Origin of the sequence: Nonomuraea sp. KM90 (assembly GCF_052246675.1) — a bacterium.
Lineage (GTDB): Bacteria > Actinomycetota > Actinomycetes > Streptosporangiales > Streptosporangiaceae > Nonomuraea.
Map to the genome: position 1 here is coordinate 66530 of NZ_JBQQCB010000030.1, position 18686 is coordinate 85215.

Annotated in this window: 16 protein-coding genes and 1 pseudogene; 4 read left to right on the forward strand and 13 right to left on the reverse strand. The window is 73.4% G+C overall.

Annotated elements, in window-relative coordinates; genetic code table 11:
- Positions 1-68 precede the first annotated feature (68 nt).
- The 8 genes and pseudogenes from ACTWPW_RS27630 to ACTWPW_RS27665 form a co-directional block, all read right to left on the reverse strand.
- Positions 69-644 (reverse strand): annotated as a pseudogene (locus ACTWPW_RS27630) (ABC transporter ATP-binding protein); the annotation flags it as partial.
- Positions 641-1429: an ABC transporter permease gene (locus ACTWPW_RS27635; RefSeq protein ID WP_375113706.1), complete on the reverse strand. Its 789-nt coding sequence runs from the start codon at positions 1427-1429 to the stop codon at positions 641-643. The gene ACTWPW_RS27635 and the pseudogene ACTWPW_RS27630, both read right to left, overlap by 4 nt.
- Positions 1426-2355 carry an ABC transporter permease gene (locus ACTWPW_RS27640; protein WP_375113707.1) on the reverse strand — a complete coding sequence of 310 codons (930 nt, stop codon included), beginning with the start codon at positions 2353-2355 and terminating at the stop codon, positions 1426-1428. The genes ACTWPW_RS27635 and ACTWPW_RS27640 overlap by 4 nt, the downstream gene beginning before the upstream one ends.
- Entirely contained in the window at positions 2352-3986 is a 1635-nt protein-coding gene (locus ACTWPW_RS27645) for a TIGR04028 family ABC transporter substrate-binding protein (RefSeq protein WP_443170334.1), read from the reverse strand. Before ACTWPW_RS27645 ends, ACTWPW_RS27640 begins: the two co-directional genes overlap by 4 nt.
- Positions 3987-4090: 104 nt before the next feature.
- A complete protein-coding gene (locus ACTWPW_RS27650; RefSeq protein ID WP_443170335.1) occupies positions 4091-5029 on the reverse strand; it encodes a GDSL-type esterase/lipase family protein in 939 nt (312 codons plus the stop codon).
- Between the two features lie 105 nt (positions 5030-5134).
- Positions 5135-5398 (reverse strand): helix-turn-helix domain-containing protein, encoded by a 264-nt coding sequence (locus ACTWPW_RS27655; RefSeq protein ID WP_375113710.1) that lies wholly within the window; start codon positions 5396-5398, stop codon positions 5135-5137.
- The gene (locus tag ACTWPW_RS27660; RefSeq protein ID WP_375113711.1) at positions 5395-8244 is read right to left on the reverse strand and encodes a helix-turn-helix transcriptional regulator; all 2850 of its coding nucleotides are present in this window, start codon (positions 8242-8244) and stop codon (positions 5395-5397) included. Before ACTWPW_RS27660 ends, ACTWPW_RS27655 begins: the two co-directional genes overlap by 4 nt.
- Positions 8245-8562: 318 nt before the next feature.
- Positions 8563-11253 carry a helix-turn-helix transcriptional regulator gene (locus ACTWPW_RS27665; protein ID WP_443170336.1) on the reverse strand — a complete coding sequence of 897 codons (2691 nt, stop codon included), beginning with the start codon at positions 11251-11253 and terminating at the stop codon, positions 8563-8565.
- A gap of 273 nt (positions 11254-11526) precedes the next feature.
- On the opposite strand from ACTWPW_RS27665, the gene ACTWPW_RS27670 reads away from it, so the two are divergent.
- Positions 11527-13074, forward strand: a complete 1548-nt coding sequence (locus tag ACTWPW_RS27670) for a sodium:solute symporter family protein (RefSeq protein WP_443170337.1) — start codon at positions 11527-11529, stop codon at positions 13072-13074.
- Between the two features lie 157 nt (positions 13075-13231).
- Positions 13232-13531: a hypothetical protein gene (locus ACTWPW_RS27675; RefSeq protein WP_375113714.1), complete on the forward strand. Its 300-nt coding sequence runs from the start codon at positions 13232-13234 to the stop codon at positions 13529-13531.
- A gap of 42 nt (positions 13532-13573) precedes the next feature.
- Here ACTWPW_RS27675 and ACTWPW_RS27680 read toward each other — a convergent pair whose 3' ends face one another.
- A complete protein-coding gene (locus ACTWPW_RS27680; RefSeq protein ID WP_443170338.1) occupies positions 13574-14707 on the reverse strand; it encodes a TIGR03364 family FAD-dependent oxidoreductase in 1134 nt (377 codons plus the stop codon).
- A gap of 156 nt (positions 14708-14863) precedes the next feature.
- On the opposite strand from ACTWPW_RS27680, the gene ACTWPW_RS27685 reads away from it, so the two are divergent.
- Both ACTWPW_RS27685 and ACTWPW_RS27690 read left to right on the forward strand, forming a co-directional pair.
- On the forward strand, positions 14864-15631 hold the full coding sequence (locus ACTWPW_RS27685) for a GntR family transcriptional regulator (RefSeq protein ID WP_443170339.1): 768 nt from the start codon (positions 14864-14866) through the stop codon (positions 15629-15631).
- A complete protein-coding gene (locus tag ACTWPW_RS27690) occupies positions 15628-16323 on the forward strand; it encodes a phosphonatase-like hydrolase (RefSeq protein WP_375113717.1) in 696 nt (231 codons plus the stop codon). Before ACTWPW_RS27685 ends, ACTWPW_RS27690 begins: the two co-directional genes overlap by 4 nt.
- 6 nt (positions 16324-16329) lie before the next feature.
- On the opposite strand, the gene ACTWPW_RS27695 is transcribed toward ACTWPW_RS27690, so the two are convergent.
- The 4 genes from ACTWPW_RS27695 to ACTWPW_RS27710 all read right to left on the reverse strand — a co-directional run bounded on the left by ACTWPW_RS27695 (position 16330) and on the right by ACTWPW_RS27710 (position 18628).
- Positions 16330-16866, reverse strand: a complete 537-nt coding sequence (locus tag ACTWPW_RS27695) for a hypothetical protein (RefSeq protein WP_443170340.1) — start codon at positions 16864-16866, stop codon at positions 16330-16332.
- Between the two features lie 70 nt (positions 16867-16936).
- The gene (locus tag ACTWPW_RS27700; protein ID WP_443170341.1) at positions 16937-17668 is read right to left on the reverse strand and encodes a LuxR C-terminal-related transcriptional regulator; all 732 of its coding nucleotides are present in this window, start codon (positions 17666-17668) and stop codon (positions 16937-16939) included.
- Positions 17665-18096 (reverse strand): DUF5360 family protein, encoded by a 432-nt coding sequence (locus ACTWPW_RS27705; RefSeq protein WP_443170342.1) that lies wholly within the window; start codon positions 18094-18096, stop codon positions 17665-17667. Before ACTWPW_RS27705 ends, ACTWPW_RS27700 begins: the two co-directional genes overlap by 4 nt.
- Complete coding sequence (locus tag ACTWPW_RS27710) at positions 18080-18628, reverse strand: TetR/AcrR family transcriptional regulator (protein WP_443170343.1); 549 nt, start codon at positions 18626-18628, stop codon at positions 18080-18082. Before ACTWPW_RS27710 ends, ACTWPW_RS27705 begins: the two co-directional genes overlap by 17 nt.
- Positions 18629-18686 lie beyond the last annotated feature (58 nt).

The following is an 18686-nucleotide window of genomic DNA, read 5'->3' on the forward strand; positions in this document are numbered from 1 at the left end:
CTCGCGGCCACGCCGAGGTCGTGGGTGACCAGCAGCAGGGCGGTGCCGTACTCGGCGCGCAGGTCGTCGACGAGGTCCAGGATGCGCCGCTGCACGGTGACGTCGAGGGCGCTGGTGGGCTCGTCGGCGATGACGAGCTGGGGGCGCAGCGCGATCGCGATGGCGATGAGCACGCGCTGGCGCATGCCGCCCGACAGCTCGTGCGGGTACTGGCGGGCCCGGGTCTCGGGGTCGGGCAGGCCGACGCGGGCCAGCAGGTCGAGCACGCGGTGGCGGATCGAGCGGCGGTCGCCGCGGCCATGGATGCGCAGCACCTCGCCGATCTGGGCGCCGACGGTCTTGACCGGGTCCAGGGAGTTCGCGGGGTCCTGCGGCACCAGGCCGATCCGGGTGCCGCGGACGGACCGCAGGCGGCGCGCGGACCAGCCGGCCAGGTCGGCCTCCCCGAACAGGATCCGGCCCGCGTCCAGGGTGGCGTTGCCGGGCAGCAGGCCGATGATCGCGTGTGCGGTGGTGGATTTCCCGGAGCCGGACTCCCCCACCACGGCCACGGCCTCGCCCGGCTCGATCGCGAAGGACACGCCGTCCACCGCGCGCCGGCCGTCGTAGGAGACCGCCAGGTCGCGGACGTCCAGCAGGCTCATGCCCGCTCCTTTCCGATCGAGCGGCTGATGCGGCCGGCGGCCAGCACCACGGCGACCACCACCGCGCCGGGCAGCGTGGTCAGCCACCACGACGTGGCCAGGTAGTTGCGCCCCTCGGAGATCAGCAGACCCCACTCCGGGGTGGGCGGTTCGGCGCCGTAGCCGAGGAAGCCGAGCGTCGAGATGGCCAGGATGGCCGCGCCGAACTGCAGGGCGGCCAGCGCGATGACGGGGCCGAGCGAGTTCGGCAGCACGTGCCGCCACAACACCGCGGGGAACCTGCCGCCGCTGCCGAACGCGGCCTCCACGTAGTCGGTACGGCGGACGCGTACCACCTCGGCGCGGGACAGCCGGGCGAACGCGGCCACGGACCCGATGCCGACGGCGATGGCCACGTTCACCGTGCCCGGACCGAGCAGGATGATCACGGTCAGGGCCAGGAGCAGGCCGGGCACCGACAGCAGCACGTCCACGACGCGCATCACCACCGCGTCGGCCACGCCGCCGGCCGCCCCGGCCAGCAGTCCGAGCAGCGTGCCCAGCACGAGCCCCACCGCCACCGCCACGAGCGCGCCCGTCAGCGAGTGCACCGAGCCGTGCACCACCCGCGCGAACAGGTCGCGCCCCACGGCGTCCGTGCCGAACAGGTGCTGCCCGCTCGGCGCCCGCAGCTTCTCGGCCGGCACGCCGGCGATCGGGTCGTAGCCGGTGAACACGCCGGGCACCACCGCCCAGAGCAGTACGAGCCCGATCACCAGCCAGGCGAGAACCAGCCCCTTCCTCACGACGCCGCCCTCAGCCTCGGGTCGAGGATCGGGAACAGCACGTCCACGACCAGGTTGACCAGCACGAACACGGCCGCGGCGAGCACGACGACGGCGAGCATCACCGGCGTGTCCTGCGCGTTCACGGCCTGCTCGGTGAGCCGGCCGAGGCCGGCCCGGCCGAAGACGGTCTCGGTCACGACCGACCCCGCGATCAGCTCGCCGAGCATCAGGCCGGCCACGGTCAGCGTCGGCAGCACGGCGTTGCGGGCCACGTGCCGCCACAGGACCCACCACCGCGTCGCGCCCTTGGCCTCGACGACCGGCACGAACGGCTGCGCGTACACCTGGTCGATGCCGCGGGCGAGCACCTGGGCGATGGGCGCCGAGATCGGCACGGCCAGCGTCAGCACCGGCAGGACGAGCTGCTGCAGCTCGCTGCCGCCGATCACCGGCACCAGCCCGAGCCGGAACGAGAAGACCTGGATCAGCAGGATGCCCAGCCAGAACGCCGGAACCGAGATGAACAGCGACGGCACCGACAGCAGCGCGCCGCGCAACCACGAGTTCGCGCCGTAGCCCGCCGCGAACGCGATCACCACGGCGATCAGCACCGCGAGCGCGAACGCGGCCGAGGCCAGCCGGGCCGTCTCGGGCAGCGCCTCGGCCAGCCGCTCGACGACGGGGGTGCCGGTGTCGATCGAGTAGCCGAAGCCGCCGGTCAGGAAGCCGAGCAGGGTGCGGACGTAGTCGGCGAACGGCGAGTCGCCCGCGTAGTAGGCGCGGATCTCGGCGATCTGCTGCGGTGACAGGCCCAGCTCGGGGTTCTGGAACTTGATCAGGATGGAGTCGCCGGGCAGGAGTTGCAGGAGCACGTAGCTCGCCGTGAAGGCGGCCCACAGCACGAGCGCCGCCTGCCCGGCCCGCGACAGGAGGTATCGCGTCACTGCTGGGACTTCCAGGTCGAGTAGAACCACGGCCGGGCGACCGCCTCGAAGGCCACGCCCTTGACGTGCGGCGCGGCGCCGTACACCTGGGGCTCCTCGAACAGGGGAATGGCGTAGCCCTGCTCGATCACGTACCGCTGGATCTCGGCGACCTTGGCGTTGCGCTCGGCCACGTCGGGCTCGGCGGACTCCTCCTCCAGCAGCCGGTCCAGCCGGCCGTCGTCGGAGAGGATGACGTCGCGGTTCTCGCTGTGGAAGTGGCTCTTGATCACGTCCTGGTCGGCGCGGCCCACCATGCCGTGCTGGATGGCGGTCTTCTCGGCGTCCTTGATGTCCACGGCCTGGGTGCCGGCGTCGGCGGGGCGGATCTCCAGCTGCACGCCGAGCTTGGTCCACTGCTGGGCGACGAGTTCGAGGGTCTGCTTCGACAGCGGTTGCGGGCCGGAGACGAACACGCCGAGCCGCAGCCGCCTGCCGTCCTTGGCGCGGATCCCGTCGGCGCCGCGCGTCCAGCCCGCCTGGTCGAGCAGCGCGTTGGCCTGGCCGGGGTCGTAGGCGAGCTCCTTGGACAGATCCACGTAGCCCTGGGCGAGGTGGCTGAGCACGGAGGTGGCGACCGGGTAGCTCTCGGTGAAGAGGGTCTCGACGACCTCCTTGGCGTCGGTGCCCAGCCGCAGCGCCCGGCGGACGTCGGGGTCCTTGAGCAGGCTGTTGCCCGGCCGCAGGTAGAGGCCGTTGTTCACGCCCCTGGTGGGCTCGGCGTAGATCTGGAAGCCGGCGTCCTTGACGGTCTTCTCGTCGTACGCCTGGACGTAGCGCACCATGTCGGCCTGGCCGGAGGTGAGCGCGCCGACGCGCACGTTGTCCTCGGGCGTCACGATGATCTTGATCTCGTCGAGGTACGCGCGGCCCTGGTGCTTCGACGACGGCGGCGCCCAGTTGTAGTCCTTCCGGGCGACCAGGTCGACCTCCTTGTCGAGGATCTGGTTCTTCAGCGTGAAGGGGCCGGAGCCGACGATGTTCTCGAGCCGGCACTGCTGCTCGTACGGGAGGGAGACGGTCTTCTTCGACACCAGGCCGGCGCCGATGACCGACGTGCCCTGCAGGAAGCCGGGCGAGGGCTTGTCGAAGTGGAACTTCACCGTCCTGGCGTCGACGACCTCGCTGCGCTCGTAGTTGTTGACGAACTCCGCGACGGGCAGCTTGAGCTTCGGGTCGCCCAGGCCGTACACGTCGAAGTTGGCCGCCACGGCGGAGGCGTCGAGCGGGCTGCCGTCGCTGAAGGTGACGCCGTCGCGCAGGTGGAAGGTGTATTCGGTGGCGTCGGCGCTGACCTCCCACTTGGTGGCGATCCACGGCTCGATCTCGAGCGTCTCCGGGTTCTGCCAGGTCAGCTTGTCGGTGATCTGGTTGAGGATGCCGCCGTTGGGATAGAACCCGGCCGCGGGCAGGTAGAGGCAGGTCGGCGGCTGATGCTCCAGGTAGGTCAGCGTGCCGCCGTACACGGGCTCGCCACTGCCCGGCGCGGATCCGGCAGCGCCCCCGCCCCCGCCGCCCCCGCCGCCACAGGCGCCGAGGAGGCCCACGAGGGTGAGCGTGACGGCGATCGACAGCGGTCTGGATGGAGACATGGGGGTACTGCCCTTCATGAACGATGTTGACCCTAAAGCCACTATAACCTACTTGAATAGTAGAGAATAGCGAAAGGGTGTGGCGCGCGGCCGGTCGTCGAAGGTCAGCGGGCGAGGGCGGCGAGGTGGTCGTGGAGGGCCCGGTGCCCGTCGGGGGTGGGGTGCAGGCCGTCGGCGAGCAGGTCGGGCCGGTCGTGCAGCGGCGCCCACATGTCGAGGAAGTCGACGTGGTTCGCGACGCACCAGGTCCGCAGGCTCTCGCGCAGGGCGAGGGCCCCGGTGTGGGTGAAGCGCAGGCCGCCGAGGTCGCCGGTCCTGGACTCGTCGACCCACGTCGGGCCCAGGACGACGAGCCGCGCGCCGTGGCTCAGGGCGGTCGCGGCCAGCGCGGCGAGACCGTCGCCGAGGCGCTCCAGCCAGCCGGCGTGCGCCGGTTCGGCGGCGGGTTTCAGGGCCGAGTCGCCGATCCCGGCGGCGACGATCAGGGTGTCGGGACGGCGGGCGGCCAGGAGCGCGGGCGTCTGCTCGCTGACGTCGATCAGGGTGCTGCCGGGGACGGCCACGTTGAAGACGCGGTGCCCGGCCTCGTCGGCGGCGATGTGCGCGGCCGCCAGGCGGGCCGCCCACCCGCCCTCCGGGTCACAGCGGCCGTAGGCGATGCCGTCGCCCGCGATCACGATGCGGGCGGCCGGGCGCAGCGGTCTCGCGTCCAGGTACGCCCACGCCGCCTCCCCGGAGGCCAGGAGCACCCGCCGGCGGGCGTAGTCGTCGACCTCGTACGCGTCGGCCGCGGCGAGCTCATGGTCGGTGAGGTGCAGGACGGCGCCCTCGACCGCGGCACCCCGTTCCCGGGCCAGGGTCAGGTGCACGTCGATGCCGCTGGTGGCGATCACGGACGGGTCGGTGATCGGCAGCGGCCTGGTCGTGTGGCCGGTCAGCGACGCCGGGGACACGGGCACGGCCTGACCGAAGAGGGCGGTCTGCACCCGCTCGTCCAGCAACGTGCCGAAGGAGAACAGGGTGTGCGGGCGCGGCTGGCTCACCTCGGTCCTTTCTCCGCGGGTCTCCCCGGATCTCCTGGGACGGATGTGATCACCTTATCCGCCGGACCCGCCGCGGGACCGTAGCGACCTGCGCCCGAGCTCCGGTCAGTTCGCCGGCAGCGGTTCGATCAGGTCCTCCATCGTGCAGTCCAGGATGTCCAGCAGCGCCATCAGCGTGCGGAGGCTGAGCCGCTCCGGCTTCTCCGCCACCAGCCGGTAGACCTGGCTCAGCGACAGGTCGATGCCGCGCTCGGCCAGCAGCGGACGCAGGTCGGTGGTGGAGAACATGCCCCGGGCGGCCATGACCTCCCTCAGCCGCCACCGGTAGTCGAGCCCGCAGGCCGTCCTGTGCCCGTGGTGGCCGGTCACGGGATGCGTTCCAGCTGGCTGCGCGAGGTGATGCCCATCTTGGCAAAGACCTTTCGGAGGTGGTATTCGACGGTGCGGGGGCTGACGTACAGGCGGCCGGCGATCTCCTTGTTCGTCAGGCCCTGCTGGGCCAGCCTCGCGATCCGCGTCTCTTGCGGCGTGAGCTGCCCGGAGGTCTCGACCGTACGCTTGCGGGCGGTCTCGCCGGTCGCCAGCAGCTCGCGCTCCGCCCGGTCGGCGAACCCTTCCATGCCCATGGCCACGAACAGCTCGCTCGCCGTGCGCAACTGCTCGCGCGCGTCGAGCCGGCGCCGCTCGCGGCGCAGCCACTCGCCGTAGAGCAGGTGGGCGCGGGCGAGGTCGACGCGCATGCGGGTCCGCCGCAGCCGGTCGATCGCCTCGCGGTAGCGGGTGTCGGCCTCCTCGCCCTGGCCGAGCAGCGCGCGCGACCGGGCCTGGACCCCGAGCGCCCAGTCGGTCCCGCTCGCCCGGGTGGTCGCGACGAGCTGGTCGAGCGCCCGGGAGGCGAGCTCGCGGTCGCCGCTGTAGACCGCCGCCTCGACCAGCTCGGCCGGCGCCCAGTGTGCCGCTGCGCCCGGGCAGGGCTGGTACGCGGTGGCGCGCTCCGCGGCCGCCCGGGCCTGCTCGTACTGGCCGAGGCCGTTGTGCAGCACGGCCGTCAGCCAATGGGCGACCGACGCCGTGGAGCCCTCGCCGCGGGCCGTCGCCTCGTTCGTCAGGGCGTCGGCCAGCTGCTCGGCCTCGGCCTGCCGTCCCCGCCACGCCGCCAGGGCGAGGGCGCCGCCCGCCGGCGCCTGGAACCCGAAGCCGATCCGCACCCCGGTCGCGGCGACGAGGGTCTGGATCTCCTCGTTCACCGACTCCGCCTCGTCCAGCTCGCCGGCGAAGTTGAGCAGCATGAGCCGCGTGCTCAACGCCAGGGGCAGCAGGGCGAGGGCGCCGGTGTCGCGGAGGAGGCCGACGTAGCGATCCGCCAGCTCGCGACCCGACCTGTCGTCCCACAGGGCCATGGCGAGGGTGTGGGCGGCCCACAGCCGGCGGAAGTCCTCCGTGGCGGAGGTCTCCTCGCTCAGGAAGGCGGCCAGGGCCCGCCGCATGGCCGGCGCCGCGACCTGCGGTTCCTCCGTGAAGTGCCTGGCCAGGGCGTCGAGGAGGAGGTCGGCGACCCGGGGCGGGCCGATGGCGGGCGGTGCCGTACGGGCGGCCGCCGCGACCTCCCCGAGGCTGCGGCCCTCGTCCGGGAGGATGCCGATCGCCGCGGACAGCGCCTGCAGATACGTGTCCCGGGCCAGCGCGGTGTCCAGGGGCTCGAATCGCCTGGCGGCGCTGATCAGCATCGGGGCGGCGGAGCTGCCGTGGTTCGAGGTGCTGGCGATCTCGGCGCGCAGCAGCTCCGCGTGGGCGAGTCGCAGCTCGTCCAGCGGACCGGCCTGGGCCGAGGCCAGCAGCGCCAGGGCGGGCTCGGGCGCGCCGGCCAGGTGCTTGGCGCGGGCGGCGGCCAGCGCGCGCTCCGCCCGGCGCCGGGGGTCGGGCGTGAGGGCGGCCGCCCGCTCCAGGAAGGCGCCGACGGCCGCCAGGCCACCGCGTGCCTGCGCGCGGCCGGCCGAGCGTTCGAGCTCCGCGGCGACCTCCTCGTCCGGCTGCGCGGTGGCGTGCGCGCGGTGCCAGGCGCGCCGGTCCGGATCGGCTTCGACGTCGGTCGCCTCCGCCAGCGCCAGGTGCGCCTTCCGGCGTTCCTCCGGCAGGGCCGTCCGGTACACCGCCGAGCGTGCCAGCGGGTGCCGGAAACGTACCCGGACGCCGAGGACGATCATGTCGTTCGCGGCGCCGACCAGCGCCATGCCGAGGCCGAGCCGCGCGGCCGCCCGCCACAGCAGCGCCGCGTCACCGAGCGGGTCGGCGGCCGCCAGCAGCAGCAGTTGCCGGGTGCGCGCGGGCATGCGTTCCAGCTGCCGCCGGAAGCTGTCCTCGATGCGGCCCGAGAGCGACCGGGTGGCCGGCGGGCCGAACCCGCCCGCCAGCTCCGGGCGGGTGTACTCCCTCAGCAGCTGCAGCAGCGCCAGCGGGTTGCCCCGGGCCTCGGCGACCAGCCGGTCGCGTACCTGCGCGTCCAGCGGGCCGGGGACCACCGAGCGCAGCAGCGCCCGGGCGTCGCCGGCGGACAGGCCCGCGACGTCCAGCGACGGCAGGCCGGACAGCTCGTCCGCCTCTTCGGTGTCGCGCACCGCGAACACGCAGGCCACCGACTCCGCGAACAACCGGCGGGCGACGAAGGCGAGCACCTGCGCCGATGCCTGGTCCAGCCACTGGGCATCGTCGATCACGCACACCAGCGGGCGTTCCTCGGCCGCCGCCGCGAGCAGGCTCAGCACGGCCAGGCCGAGGAGCAACCGGTCCGGCGCCGGCCCGGCGCGCAGCCCGAACGCCGTGCCGAGCGCCTCGCGCTGCGGCCCCGGCAGGCCGTCCAGATGGCCCAGCATCGGCGCGCAGAGCGAGTGCAGCGCCGCGAACGCGAGCTCCATCTCCGACTGCACCCCCGCGGCGCTCACCACGCGGCAGCCGGCGGCCCGCTCGGTCAGGTGCTCCAGCAGCGCCGACTTGCCCACCCCGGCCTCGCCGCGCACGACCAGCGCCCGGCTCTCCCCGGCCCGCACCGCGGCGAGCAGCCCGTCGAGCGCCTCGCACTCGGCCTGCCGGCCCAGCAGCCCGGCCTTCGCACCGGGGCGGTGGAAGCCGGCGGGCGACCAGCCGCCGCCCACGACCGCGACTCCCCCACCGCGTCCGACCACGCCTTCCAGAACGTCAAGGCTTGATTTGCCGAGCACCCGGGATCCACCTCCCACCACATCACTCATCCGCCTCTTGATTCAAAACCGTACGAGTGGCCGGTGGGGGACTGCGTACGTAGGACTACGTAATGCCCGCGCCAGACCCCGGAGCCTGGTCGCGGTTCCCCCTGGGGACCCTACGGATGCGAACGGCACCCTGGGGGGCCGACGCTGGCGGCGATGGAACTCGGGATCCCCGCATCCACGAGCCATCGCGATGCCCATCCGCGCGGGGCGAGGGGGCCGCGCGGCGGGGCGCCGGGACCGGCCGCGCGGGCGAGGGAGCCGCGTGGCCGGGCCCGCCGGTCGGTGTCGTCAGAGCGGCCGGTCGGCCATCATGGCGGCGAGCTCGCTGCGCGACTTGACGCCGACCTTCGGGTAGATCCGATACAGGTGGGTGGTGACCGTGCGCGGCGACAGGAACAGCCGCTCGGCGATCTCCCGGTTGCTCAGCCCGTCGGCCGCGAGCCGCGCGATCTGCTGCTCCTGCGGCGTCAGGGCGTCGATGGCGTCGATCGGCTTGCGCCGGGACTCGCCCGTGGCCCGCAGCTCGGCCCGCGCCCGCTCCGCCCACGGCGCCGCCCCGAGCGCGTCGAACGTGGCGGCGGCGGCGCGCAGCAGCGGCCGCGACTCCGCCGCCTGGCGCTGCCGGCGCAGCCATCCGCCGTACGTGAGCTGCAGGCGGGCCCGCTCGAACGGCCAGTCACGCAGGTCCCCGGCGGCGAGCGCGGCCTCGTACGCCGCGCCGTCGTCGGCCAGCACCGCCCCGGCGTAACGGAGCCCCGTGACGAGGACGGGCGAGCGGCTCCGCTCGGCGATCGGGGTCAGCTCGGTCACCACGTCGCGGATCTCGTCGAGCGCGCCGCAGTGCGCCGCCGCCTCGGTCAGGTGCCCGACGAGGGTGAAGCGCAGGTAGGGGTGGTAGGCGACGTCGCCCGGGCCGAACACCCGGCGCAGCTGCCCGTACGCCTCCTCGAACCGCCCGGCGGCGAGCGCGTTGATGCCGCGGATGCGTTGCGTCAGCGACAGCATCGCGTGCATGCCGGCCGAGAACATCGTCTTCTCCGCGGCATCCGCGATCTCGGTGGTGACCTCATCGTTGCCGCGTAGCGCCTCGGCCATGCCCAGCTGCAGGCGGGCCTGCAGCTCCCAGACCGACGCCCGGGTCTCGGTGGCCAGCGCCGCGCACTCCGTCGCGGCGGACACGGCGGCCCGCGCGTCGCCGGCGGCGGCCGCGTTGTAGGCCAGGCTCGTCAGGGCCTGCGTCAGCATGCCGATGCGGCCCTGCGTCCGCAGCGATTCCGCGCTCGCCGCCAGGAACGTGTTCGACAGCGGGTACGCGCCCAGCGCCGACGCCGCGAACCCGAGGTCGTAGCGCTCCCGAGGGGTCAGGTCCAGCCGGTACTGCAACGCCGTCAACCCGTCGAGGCAGGAGGTGCCCCGCTCGACGGGGGCGACCTGGGCCAGCGCGCAGAGCACCCGGATGTCGCCCGCCGGGGCCTCGATCAGCTCCGCGACCTCCACGAACCTGAGCCGGGTGCGGTCGTCGGGGTTGGACCAGTAGAACCGCAGGCAGATGCTGCTCAGCGCCTCAAGGCTGAGCTCGATCTCACCGGCGCTCCGGATGGTGTCGATGAGCTCGACGTAGACGCCCAGCCGCGCGCTGCCGGTCCAGCCGGTGCCGAGATACGCCTCGCGGTACCAGGACAGCCGCGCCAGGTCCGCCGGGCGCAGCCGGGCCTCGTCCACCAGCTCCAGCAGGCGGCGTACCGTCGCGGCGTCGCCCTGCTCGTCCGCCGTCGTGGCCGCCCACAGCAGCCGGCTGCCGCGCTCGTACGGGTCCTCGCTGAGCTGCGCCGCCCGCTCCATCGCGGTCAGCGCGATCGAGGCGGCCTGCGCGTAGCGGGCCCGGGTGGCCACGGCGGCCAGGTCCGCGGCGAGGGCCTCGTCGGGACCGGCCGCGGCGGCGGCGCGGTGCCACACCTGGCGGTTCTCGGTGGCGACGACCGCCGCGAGGCAGGCGTGCGCCCGCCGCCGCTGGGCGGCACTCGCCGACTGCCGCAGGGCCGAGCGCAGCAGCGGGTGCCGGAACCGCACCCGGTACTGATCGTCCACGCCGACCAGCCGGCTGACCACGGCCGGCTCCATGTCGTCGGCCGTGACCGGCCGGTCCTCGAACCGGGACGCCGCCGCGAGCACCTCGTCGAGGTCGTCGCCGTCGTCCAGCGCCGCCACGAGCAGCAGCGCGCGCGTCGCCGCGGGCAGCTCGCCGACCAGCCCGGCGAACGTGCGCTCCACCCGGGCGCTCAGCGGGAGCCGCGACGGGAGCAGCGCGGCGCCGCCGGAACGGGCGGCCAGCCCGCCGAGCTCGATCAGCCCGAGCGGGTTGCCGGACGACACGGCGAGCACGCGCTCGCGCAGGGCGGGCGTGAGCCCGGGTGCGACCTGGTCGAGCAGGCTTCCGGCCTGGTCCGGCTCCAGCGGTTCGAGCCGCAGCTCCGGCAGCGCGGCGGCGGCGAGGAGCCGGTCGACGTCCTCGCCGTCGCGGGCCGTCACCACGAGCGCGACCGGGTCGGACTCCAGCCGCCGGGCGACGAAGGCCAGCACCTCCCAGCTCACCCGGTCGAGCCAGTGGCCGTCCTCCACGGCCAGCAGGACCGGCTGGTCGAGCCGGCCGAGCAGGTCGAGCACCTCGACGCCGACCCGGAACGGCGACTCGTCCGCGGCCCCACCCAGCTCCGGGCCCAGCTCCTCACCCAGCTCCGGGCCCAGCCGGCGGAACAGATGCCGGACCCCGGCGTACGGCAGCTGCACCTCGGCCTGCACGCCCGCGGTGGTCAGCACCCGCATCCCGAGCGCCTGGGCCGCCGCGCAGGCTTCGCCCCACAGCGCCGACTTGCCGATCCCGGCCTCTCCCCGTACGACGAGGGCGCCACCACGGCCCCGCGTGGCCTCACTCAGCAGGACGCCCACAGCCTGGATCTGGGCCTCCCGCCCGACGATCACCTGAGGCTCCCGCCCGACGCGCGCCGGGCAGGTCTTCGCGGCCGCTCCGCCCCTCTGGCCACGCCCACCCCTTCCGTCTGACGCGAGAATCATTCATCAGATGCAAGGACCGGCGCAACACGAGCAGGTCACGCCGCACCCCCGGTCCGCCCGGGGTTCTCAGGCCAGGGGTCCGTCCCCCCGGGACCTACGGATGCGAGTGCCCGCGGTCCGCAAGACGCTGTCAGGCATGCCCGCACGCACTAGCCCCGCCCCGGGGGAGAGGGGATTCCCATGGACGATCCGCTGAGGATCGGCGCCAACGTTGTCGACTATGTGCTGGTCCTGGCCTATTTCACAGTGGTGCTGCTGGTCGGGCTGGCCGCACGGCGCAGAGTTTCCGGCAGCCTTGACTTCTTCCTGTCGGGGCGGTCGCTGCCCGCCTGGATCACCGGGCTGGCCTTCATCTCGGCCAACCTCGGCGCCGTCGAGATCATCGGGATGTCGGCCAACGGCGCCGAGTACGGCATGCCGACCGTGCACTACTACTGGATCGGCGCCATCCCGGCCATGCTCTTCCTCGGCGTGGTGATGATGCCCTTCTACTACGGGTCGAAGGTGCGCAGCGTCCCGGAGTTCATGCGCCGCCGCTTCGGCACCGGCGCGCACCTGGTGAACGCGATCAGCTTCGCCCTCGCCCAGATCCTCATCGCGGGGATCAACCTGTTCCTGCTGGCCACCGTGGTCAACAGCCTCCTGGGCTGGCCGCTGTGGATCGCCCTCATCCTCGCCGCCGCGATCGTGCTCAGCTACATCACCCTCGGCGGCCTGTCGGCGGCCATCTACAACGAGGTCCTGCAGTTCTTCGTCATCCTCGCCGCGCTGCTGCCGCTCACCCTCATCGGGCTGCACCGCGTCGGCGGCGTCGGCGGGCTGATCGACAAGGTGACCGCCTCGGTCGGCGGTGCCGAGCAGCTGCGGTCGTGGCCGGGCAGCGAGCTGTCCGGGTTCGCCAACCCGGTCCTGTCCGTCATCGGCATTGTCTTCGGCCTGGGCTTCGTGCTCTCCTTCGGCTACTGGACCACGAACTTCGTCGAGGTCCAGCGGGCGCTGGCGACCAGCTCGATGTCCGCGGCGCGCAGCACGCCGATCGTCGCGTCGTTCCCGAAGATGTTCATCCCGTTCATCGTGGTGATCCCCGGGATGATCGCGGGGGTGCTGGTGCCCGAGGTGATGCGGCTCAAGGCCGGCGACCAGGCCGCCGGGGTCACCTACAACGACTCGATCCTGCTCATCCGCGACGTGCTGCCCAACGGGCTGCTCGGCGTCGCCCTGGCGGGGCTGCTCGCCGCGTTCATGGCCGGCATGGCGGCCAACATCTCCGCCTTCAACACCGTCTTCAGCTACGACCTGTGGCAGCAGTACGTGCGCAAGGACCGGCCCGACGACTACTACGTGAAGGTCGGCCGGTGGGCCACGGTCGGCGCGACGGTCCTGGCCATCGGCACCGCGTTCATCGCGGCCGGCTACGGCAACCTGATGAACTACCTGCAGACCCTGTTCGGCTTCTTCAACGCCCCGCTGTTCGCCACCTTCATCCTCGGCATCCTCTGGAAGCGGATGACCGCGACCGCGGGGTGGGTGGGGCTGGTGTCCGGGACCCTGGGCGCGATCGCCGTCTGGCTGGCCAACGAGCTCGGCGCCATGGACCTGCCCGGGCAGGGGGCGGCGTTCCTCTCCGCGGGCGTGGCGTTCGTCGTGGACATCACGGTCAGCGTCCTGGTCACCCTGGTGACCTCCCCGAAGCCGGCGAGCGAGCTCAGCGGGCTCGTCCTGTCGTAGACGCCCAAGGCGCTGCGCACCGACCCGGCCGCGAGCCGGCTGCCCTGGTACCGCGCGCCGACGAAGCTGGCGGGCATCTCCCTGGTGCTCGTCACCGTCCTCAATGTGATCTTCCGATGATCGTCCCGCTGATCCACGACCTGCTGAGGAGTCGGACATGAGCAAGGTGGAGCCCGCTACGGGCCGCGACGGCGGGGCGCCGGACAGCGCCGGACCGCGCAGGGCCGGCGCCTTCGACGTTCGCGTCGTCATCGCCTGGCTGATCGGTTTCTACGGCATCGTCCTGATCGTCCTGGGTCTCGTCGTGGACACGGCAGAGGACCGGGCCAAGACCGGCGACGTGAACGCCAACCTGTGGGCCGGCATCGCCATGGCGGTGGTGGCGATCGCCTTCGTGGTGTGGGCGCGCCTGCGTCCCGTGGTCATCGACCCGCCTCCGGAACCGGCGGATCCCTAGGCGTCGTGCGAGCGCGGGGTTCTTCCCGGTGCCGGGGCGCGGTCAGGCGAGGAGGTCGTCGAGGACCTCGGGGGCCAGGCCCAGGGCGGTGGTCATGCCGATGCCCGAGGTCACCGACACCACCCGTACGCCGGGCATGGGGGTGGCGACCAGGAAGGGGGCCGGGGCGGAGGCGTACACGCCGCGCCAGCGCTCGCGCACCGTCAGCGGGCCGGCGCCCAGCAGGCGAGCGGTCTCCTCCAGGACCCGGCGGTCGAGCTCCTCGGCCTGGAACGGGTCGAACGTGCCCGCGTAGGCGTGGGTGTCGCCGATGATCAGGTCGCCGTCCGGGCGCTGGGTGAACATGAGGTTCAGCCCGATGTCGACCAGCCCCGGGTGCTCGGACTCCATCCGCGCGCGCAGGGCCGGCCCGGTGGGGCAGGCCGTGAAGCCGTCGTAGCGCAGGAGCGAGAAGCCGGACAGCACGGCGGGATCGACGCGGCGGCCGTGCGGGTCGGCCACCCGCAGCATGTGCAGGGCGCAGCTGCGCAGGCCGGACCGTTCGGCCAGGTCGGGGAAGTGCCGGTGCACGTGGTGGCCGACGGCCACGACCACCCGGCCGGCCCTGACCCGGCCGCGGCCGGTGACCACCGCGTCCGGCTCCACGACGTGGGCGGAGGTGGCCCAGTGGAAGCGCACCCCGCGGCGGGCCAGCCAGCCGGCGATGGCGTGCACGGCCTGGCGCGGGTCGACGCGTACGTCCATGGGCAGCCAGGCGCCGCCGACCACGCCGGGGCCCACCGGCACCCGCTCGGCCACCCCGCGGGCGTCGAGCAGGACGGCCTGGCCGTCGCGGGCGGCGCTGAACTCCGCCAGCACCGCGTACTCGTCGTCGGCCCTGGCCACGACCACGGTGCCGCCCTCGTTGAGCCAGAGCCCCGCCTCCCGCGCCAGGCTCAGCCAGGCGGTCCTGGCGGCCGTCGCGTAGCGCAGGGCGTCGCCGTCCTGGGCGGTGAAGCAGCCGTGCCCGAAGTTGCGGACCGAGGCCCCGACGGCCCGCTCGTCGCGCTCGACGACGGCGACGGACAGCCCGCGGCGCACCGCGTCGACCGCGTGGGCGAGCCCGACGATGCCGGCACCGACGACGACGAGATCGGCCGAGCCGAGGGATCCGCCCGACGGCTGATGACTTGTCATGACAAGTAAGGTGTCCGGTCCGCCACCGAGGTGTCAACAGGCGCCGGAGACATGTCACCCCTTGTTTTCTCGGTCGCCATCTCCGCAGGTGGATATGCTGTTCTGCGGTCGGGGCCACTGCCGCGACGTGCTCGACCTCCTGTATGGTCAAGTCGCATGGACGGGCATCTCCACGAACGGGTCGCAGCGGATCTGCGCCGTCGCATCAGCTCCGGCGACCTGCCGGTGGGCGCCGCCGTCCCCTCCGAGTCGCAGTTGTGCGAGCAGTGGGGGGCCTCGCGCGGGCCGATCCGCCAGGCACTGGCCACGCTCCGCGCCGAGGGGCTGATCGGCGGCGGGCGCGGCAAACCGCCGGTGGTGCGCAGCCACACGATGCCGCAGCCGTTCGAGACGTTCCTGTCGTTCTCGCGGTGGGCCGAGCGGACGGGTCACACGCCGGGCCAGCGCACGGTGGAGATCGCGCGGCGCCCGGCCACCGCCGAGGCGGCCGACGCGCTGAGCGTGGACGAAGGCGCCCCGGTCGTCCAGCTGCTGCGCCTGCGGCTGCTGGACGGCGTGCCCGCGATGGTGGAACGCACCACGTTCGTCTGGTCCGTGGGCCGGTTGCTCTTCGACTTCGACTGCGACCAGGGGTCGGTCTTCGCGTACCTGAGCGGTCGCGGCGTCGACCTGAGCACGGCCCGCCACGTGATCGACGCGATCGTCGCCGACGAGACCGACGCCGCCCTCCTGGCCGTCTCCCCCGGCTCGGCCCTGCTGCGCGAACGCCGCCGCACCTCCTCCGCCGACGGCGTCCCGGTCGAGTATTCCGACGACCGCTACCGCCCCGACCTCGTCTCCTTCACGATCGACAACTCCCAGCAGGCCCACCCGGCCCTGCTGCGCGGCTGCCCCGACGACCTCCTCCAAGGAGCGCAACCATGATCGAACTGGCGGTTCTCGACATCGCCGGCACCACCGTCGAAGAGCACGGCGCCGTCTATGTCGCCCTTGAGCAGGCCGTCCGCGCAGCGGGCGGCACGCCGGCCGCCGCCGACATCCACGACTGGATGGGCGCCGACAAGCGGGCGGCCATCACCGCGCTGCTCACCGGCGGGACGGGCCGGGCTCCCGCCCCCCAGACCGTGGAGGGCGCCTTCGCCGACTTCCGCGAGCGCCTGCGCGCCGCCTACGCCGAGACGCCGCCGGCCCCGCTGCCCGGGGTGCCGGAGGCGATCGCCACGCTGCGCGCCGCGGGCGTCAAGGTGGCGCTCACCACCGGGTTCGACCGCGAGGTGACCGACGCGCTGCTGGGCTCGATCGGCTGGGACGACGGTTTCCTCGACGCGGTGGTGTGCGTGGACGACGTCCCGGTGGGCCGGCCGGCCCCGTACATGATCTTCCGGGCGATGGAGGCGACCGGCGTGCACGATGTCGGGCGGGTCCTCACGGCCGGCGACACCGTCCGCGACCTGCGCGCCGGCACCAACGCGGGCGCGGCGATCGTGGCGGGCGTGCTCACCGGGAGCCAGGACGCGGCCGCGCTCGGCGCCGTCCGGCACACCCACCTGCTGCCCGGCGTGGCCGCCATCCCCGCGCTGCTCTCCCTCCCGCCGGCCACGCGGGCCGAGGGCTAGGTACGGCTAGGCCGTACGAGCCGTCACGGCACGCCAGCCGAAGGTGACGGCGCCGGCCAGCAGCGCCACCCCCGACAGCACGCCGCTGACCAGCGGCACCCAGGCGACCGCGGCCGTCGACGCCAGCGCCAGGCCGCCGGCGCCCAGCAGGGTGAGGACCACGCCGGGCACGGCGATGCCCCGGTCCTTCCAGACCGGCGCCAGCGCGATGAAGTGCACGCCCACCACCAGCGCCACCCACGCCACGTTGGCCTGCTCGGGGCTGCCCCAGGCGGCCAGCACCCGGAGGCCGCCGAAGAGCAGGATCGCCTCGGCGGCGACGACGACCAGGTAGCCGCGGCCGTACATGCTCCGCCGCTCCCCCGCCCCGGGCCGCTCCCGCCGGACGGTGGCGACCCACATGCCGGCGACGGCGACGGCCGCCAGGCAGGCGGCCGCCCGCAGGATGTTCGCGGTCACGGCGTCCAGCGGGCTCTGCGCGTTGACGACGACGAAGACCGCGCCGAAGATCGCGCCCACCAGTAACCCAGTCATTCGTTGCATGGCGTTCATTGAACTCCGTGCCGGATCCCGGCCGCATGGGGGCTGGGGCGAGTAGGCGGTCGGTCTGGCACTACCTCGCCGTGCCCCGCAGGTAGGCGAGCACCGCCAGCACCCGCCGGTTGTCATCAGGGGTCTCGCGCAGCTCCAGCTTGGCGAACACGCCGGCCACGTGCTTGCCGACGGCCGCCTCGGTGATCGACAGGGCCCGCGCGACGGCGCTGTTGGAGCGCCCCTCCGCGATCAGGGCGAGCACCTCGCGCTCGCGCGCGCTCAGCCGGTGCGTCGGCTCGTCGATCTCCCTGGCCCTGTCCCAGGTCCGCTCGAACAGGTCGATGAGGGCGGTGAGGAGGCTCTGCTGCCTGATCACCAGGGTGCCCGGCGCGTACGCGAAGGGGGTCATCCGGAGGAACGCCACGGCGCGATCGAAGATGAGCACCTGCTGGATCGGCTCCTCGACGACCCGGTGCCGGTCGCCGGAGGCGTGCAGCTGCCTGATCCGGGCCACCTTGCCGGGGTCGTCCAGCACGCTCGCATGGATGATCGTCCGCATGGTCATGCCGCGCTCCAGGGCCTCGAGCACCCTGCGCCTGCTCCGCTGCTCCTGGGAGCCCTTCTCCATCGAGCTCAGCGGCTGCATGGCGCGCAGCTCGCCGGCCGCGGGCACGACCTGCGCGATCTGCTGCCGTACGAGCGCGTCGTCGTCCACCCGCTCGACGTCGACGGGGATCCCCCGCAGTTCGCCGACCACCTCCTCCAGGCGATGGACGAGCCGGGCCAGCGACACGCCGTCGTCCGCGCTCACCGACCGGCCACCTCCCCGGCCCCACCGGACGTCCGCGGCAGAATCCGGCTCGTGGCCAGGCAGGCGACGGCCGGGATCGGGAAGAGCACGAGGTAGAGGTTCGGGATCCACCAGGCCAGGGAGAAGTCGCCGCGCAGGGTCCAGAACGCGATCGCCATGAGTCCCGAGGCCATGGTCAGCACCAGGGAGATCAGCATGAGGGGCAGGCCGTCGCCTTGCCGCCGGCGCCCCAGCCACAGGCTCGTCAGGCCGGTGACGCCGGCCGGCAGGTCGATCCAGAGGAAGGACCAGTTCCAGTCGGCCATGAGCGGGTTGGCGTAGTCGGCGAACGCCCACTCCGGCGGGATCAGCCCCAGGCCCGTGACGCCGAAGTAGACGAGGAAGCCCAGATCGGTGACGAGCATCAGGGCTTTAGTGGTGCGCAGCACGGTCGATCAGCTCCAGGAGGTAGCGGCGGGTGCGCTCGTGCAGCTCGGGCTCGGGCTCGCCCAGGCCGAGCAGCCGGGCGGCCCACCAGCCGTCCACGGCCAGCCGTACGGCGGTGGCGGCGGCGGGGTCGATGCCGTCGTCGGCCAGCCGGGCCTGCCAGGCGGAATATCGCTCCCGCAGGGGCCGCAGCCCGGCCGGGTCGATCAGCACCCCGGCCAGCAGCGCCACGGTGACCGTGTCGGCCGGGGCCCGCGCGACGGGCCGTTCGGGGATCGTGGCCTCGATGTAGGCGCGCAGGTAGTCGCCCGGGCGGTGGCCGGCCTGTGCGAGGGCGGCGTCGAAGGTGGCCGTGAGGCGCTCGACCATGGCGGCGACCAGCGCCTGCTTGGTCGGGAAGTGATAGAACAGGCCGCCCTTGGAGACCCCGGCCCGCCTGGCGACGGCTTCGAGGGTGAGCGAGTCGGCCCCCTCGGTCAGGAGCACCTCGGCTGCGGCGTCGAGCAGGCGTTCCTTGGAACTGGTTCTGGGCACCCTGAAACTATACCGGCCAACCGGTATAGTTTCGCCTTGTGACTGGACTCTCCCCCCA

What these genes read in the sequence shown, in the direction of transcription:
- ACTWPW_RS27645 (WP_443170334.1), bottom strand. Translation starts at nt 3,986, where the DNA reads ATGTCTCCATCCAGACCGCTGTCGATCGCCGTCACGCTCACCCTCGTG.
- ACTWPW_RS27670 (WP_443170337.1), top strand. Translation starts at nt 11,527, where the DNA reads ATGGACGATCCGCTGAGGATCGGCGCCAACGTTGTCGACTATGTGCTG.
- ACTWPW_RS27675 (WP_375113714.1), top strand. Translation starts at nt 13,232, where the DNA reads ATGAGCAAGGTGGAGCCCGCTACGGGCCGCGACGGCGGGGCGCCGGAC.
- ACTWPW_RS27680 (WP_443170338.1), bottom strand. Translation starts at nt 14,707, where the DNA reads ATGACAAGTCATCAGCCGTCGGGCGGATCCCTCGGCTCGGCCGATCTC.
- ACTWPW_RS27685 (WP_443170339.1), top strand. Translation starts at nt 14,864, where the DNA reads ATGGACGGGCATCTCCACGAACGGGTCGCAGCGGATCTGCGCCGTCGC.
- ACTWPW_RS27690 (WP_375113717.1), top strand. Translation starts at nt 15,628, where the DNA reads ATGATCGAACTGGCGGTTCTCGACATCGCCGGCACCACCGTCGAAGAG.
- ACTWPW_RS27695 (WP_443170340.1), bottom strand. Translation starts at nt 16,866, where the DNA reads ATGCAACGAATGACTGGGTTACTGGTGGGCGCGATCTTCGGCGCGGTC.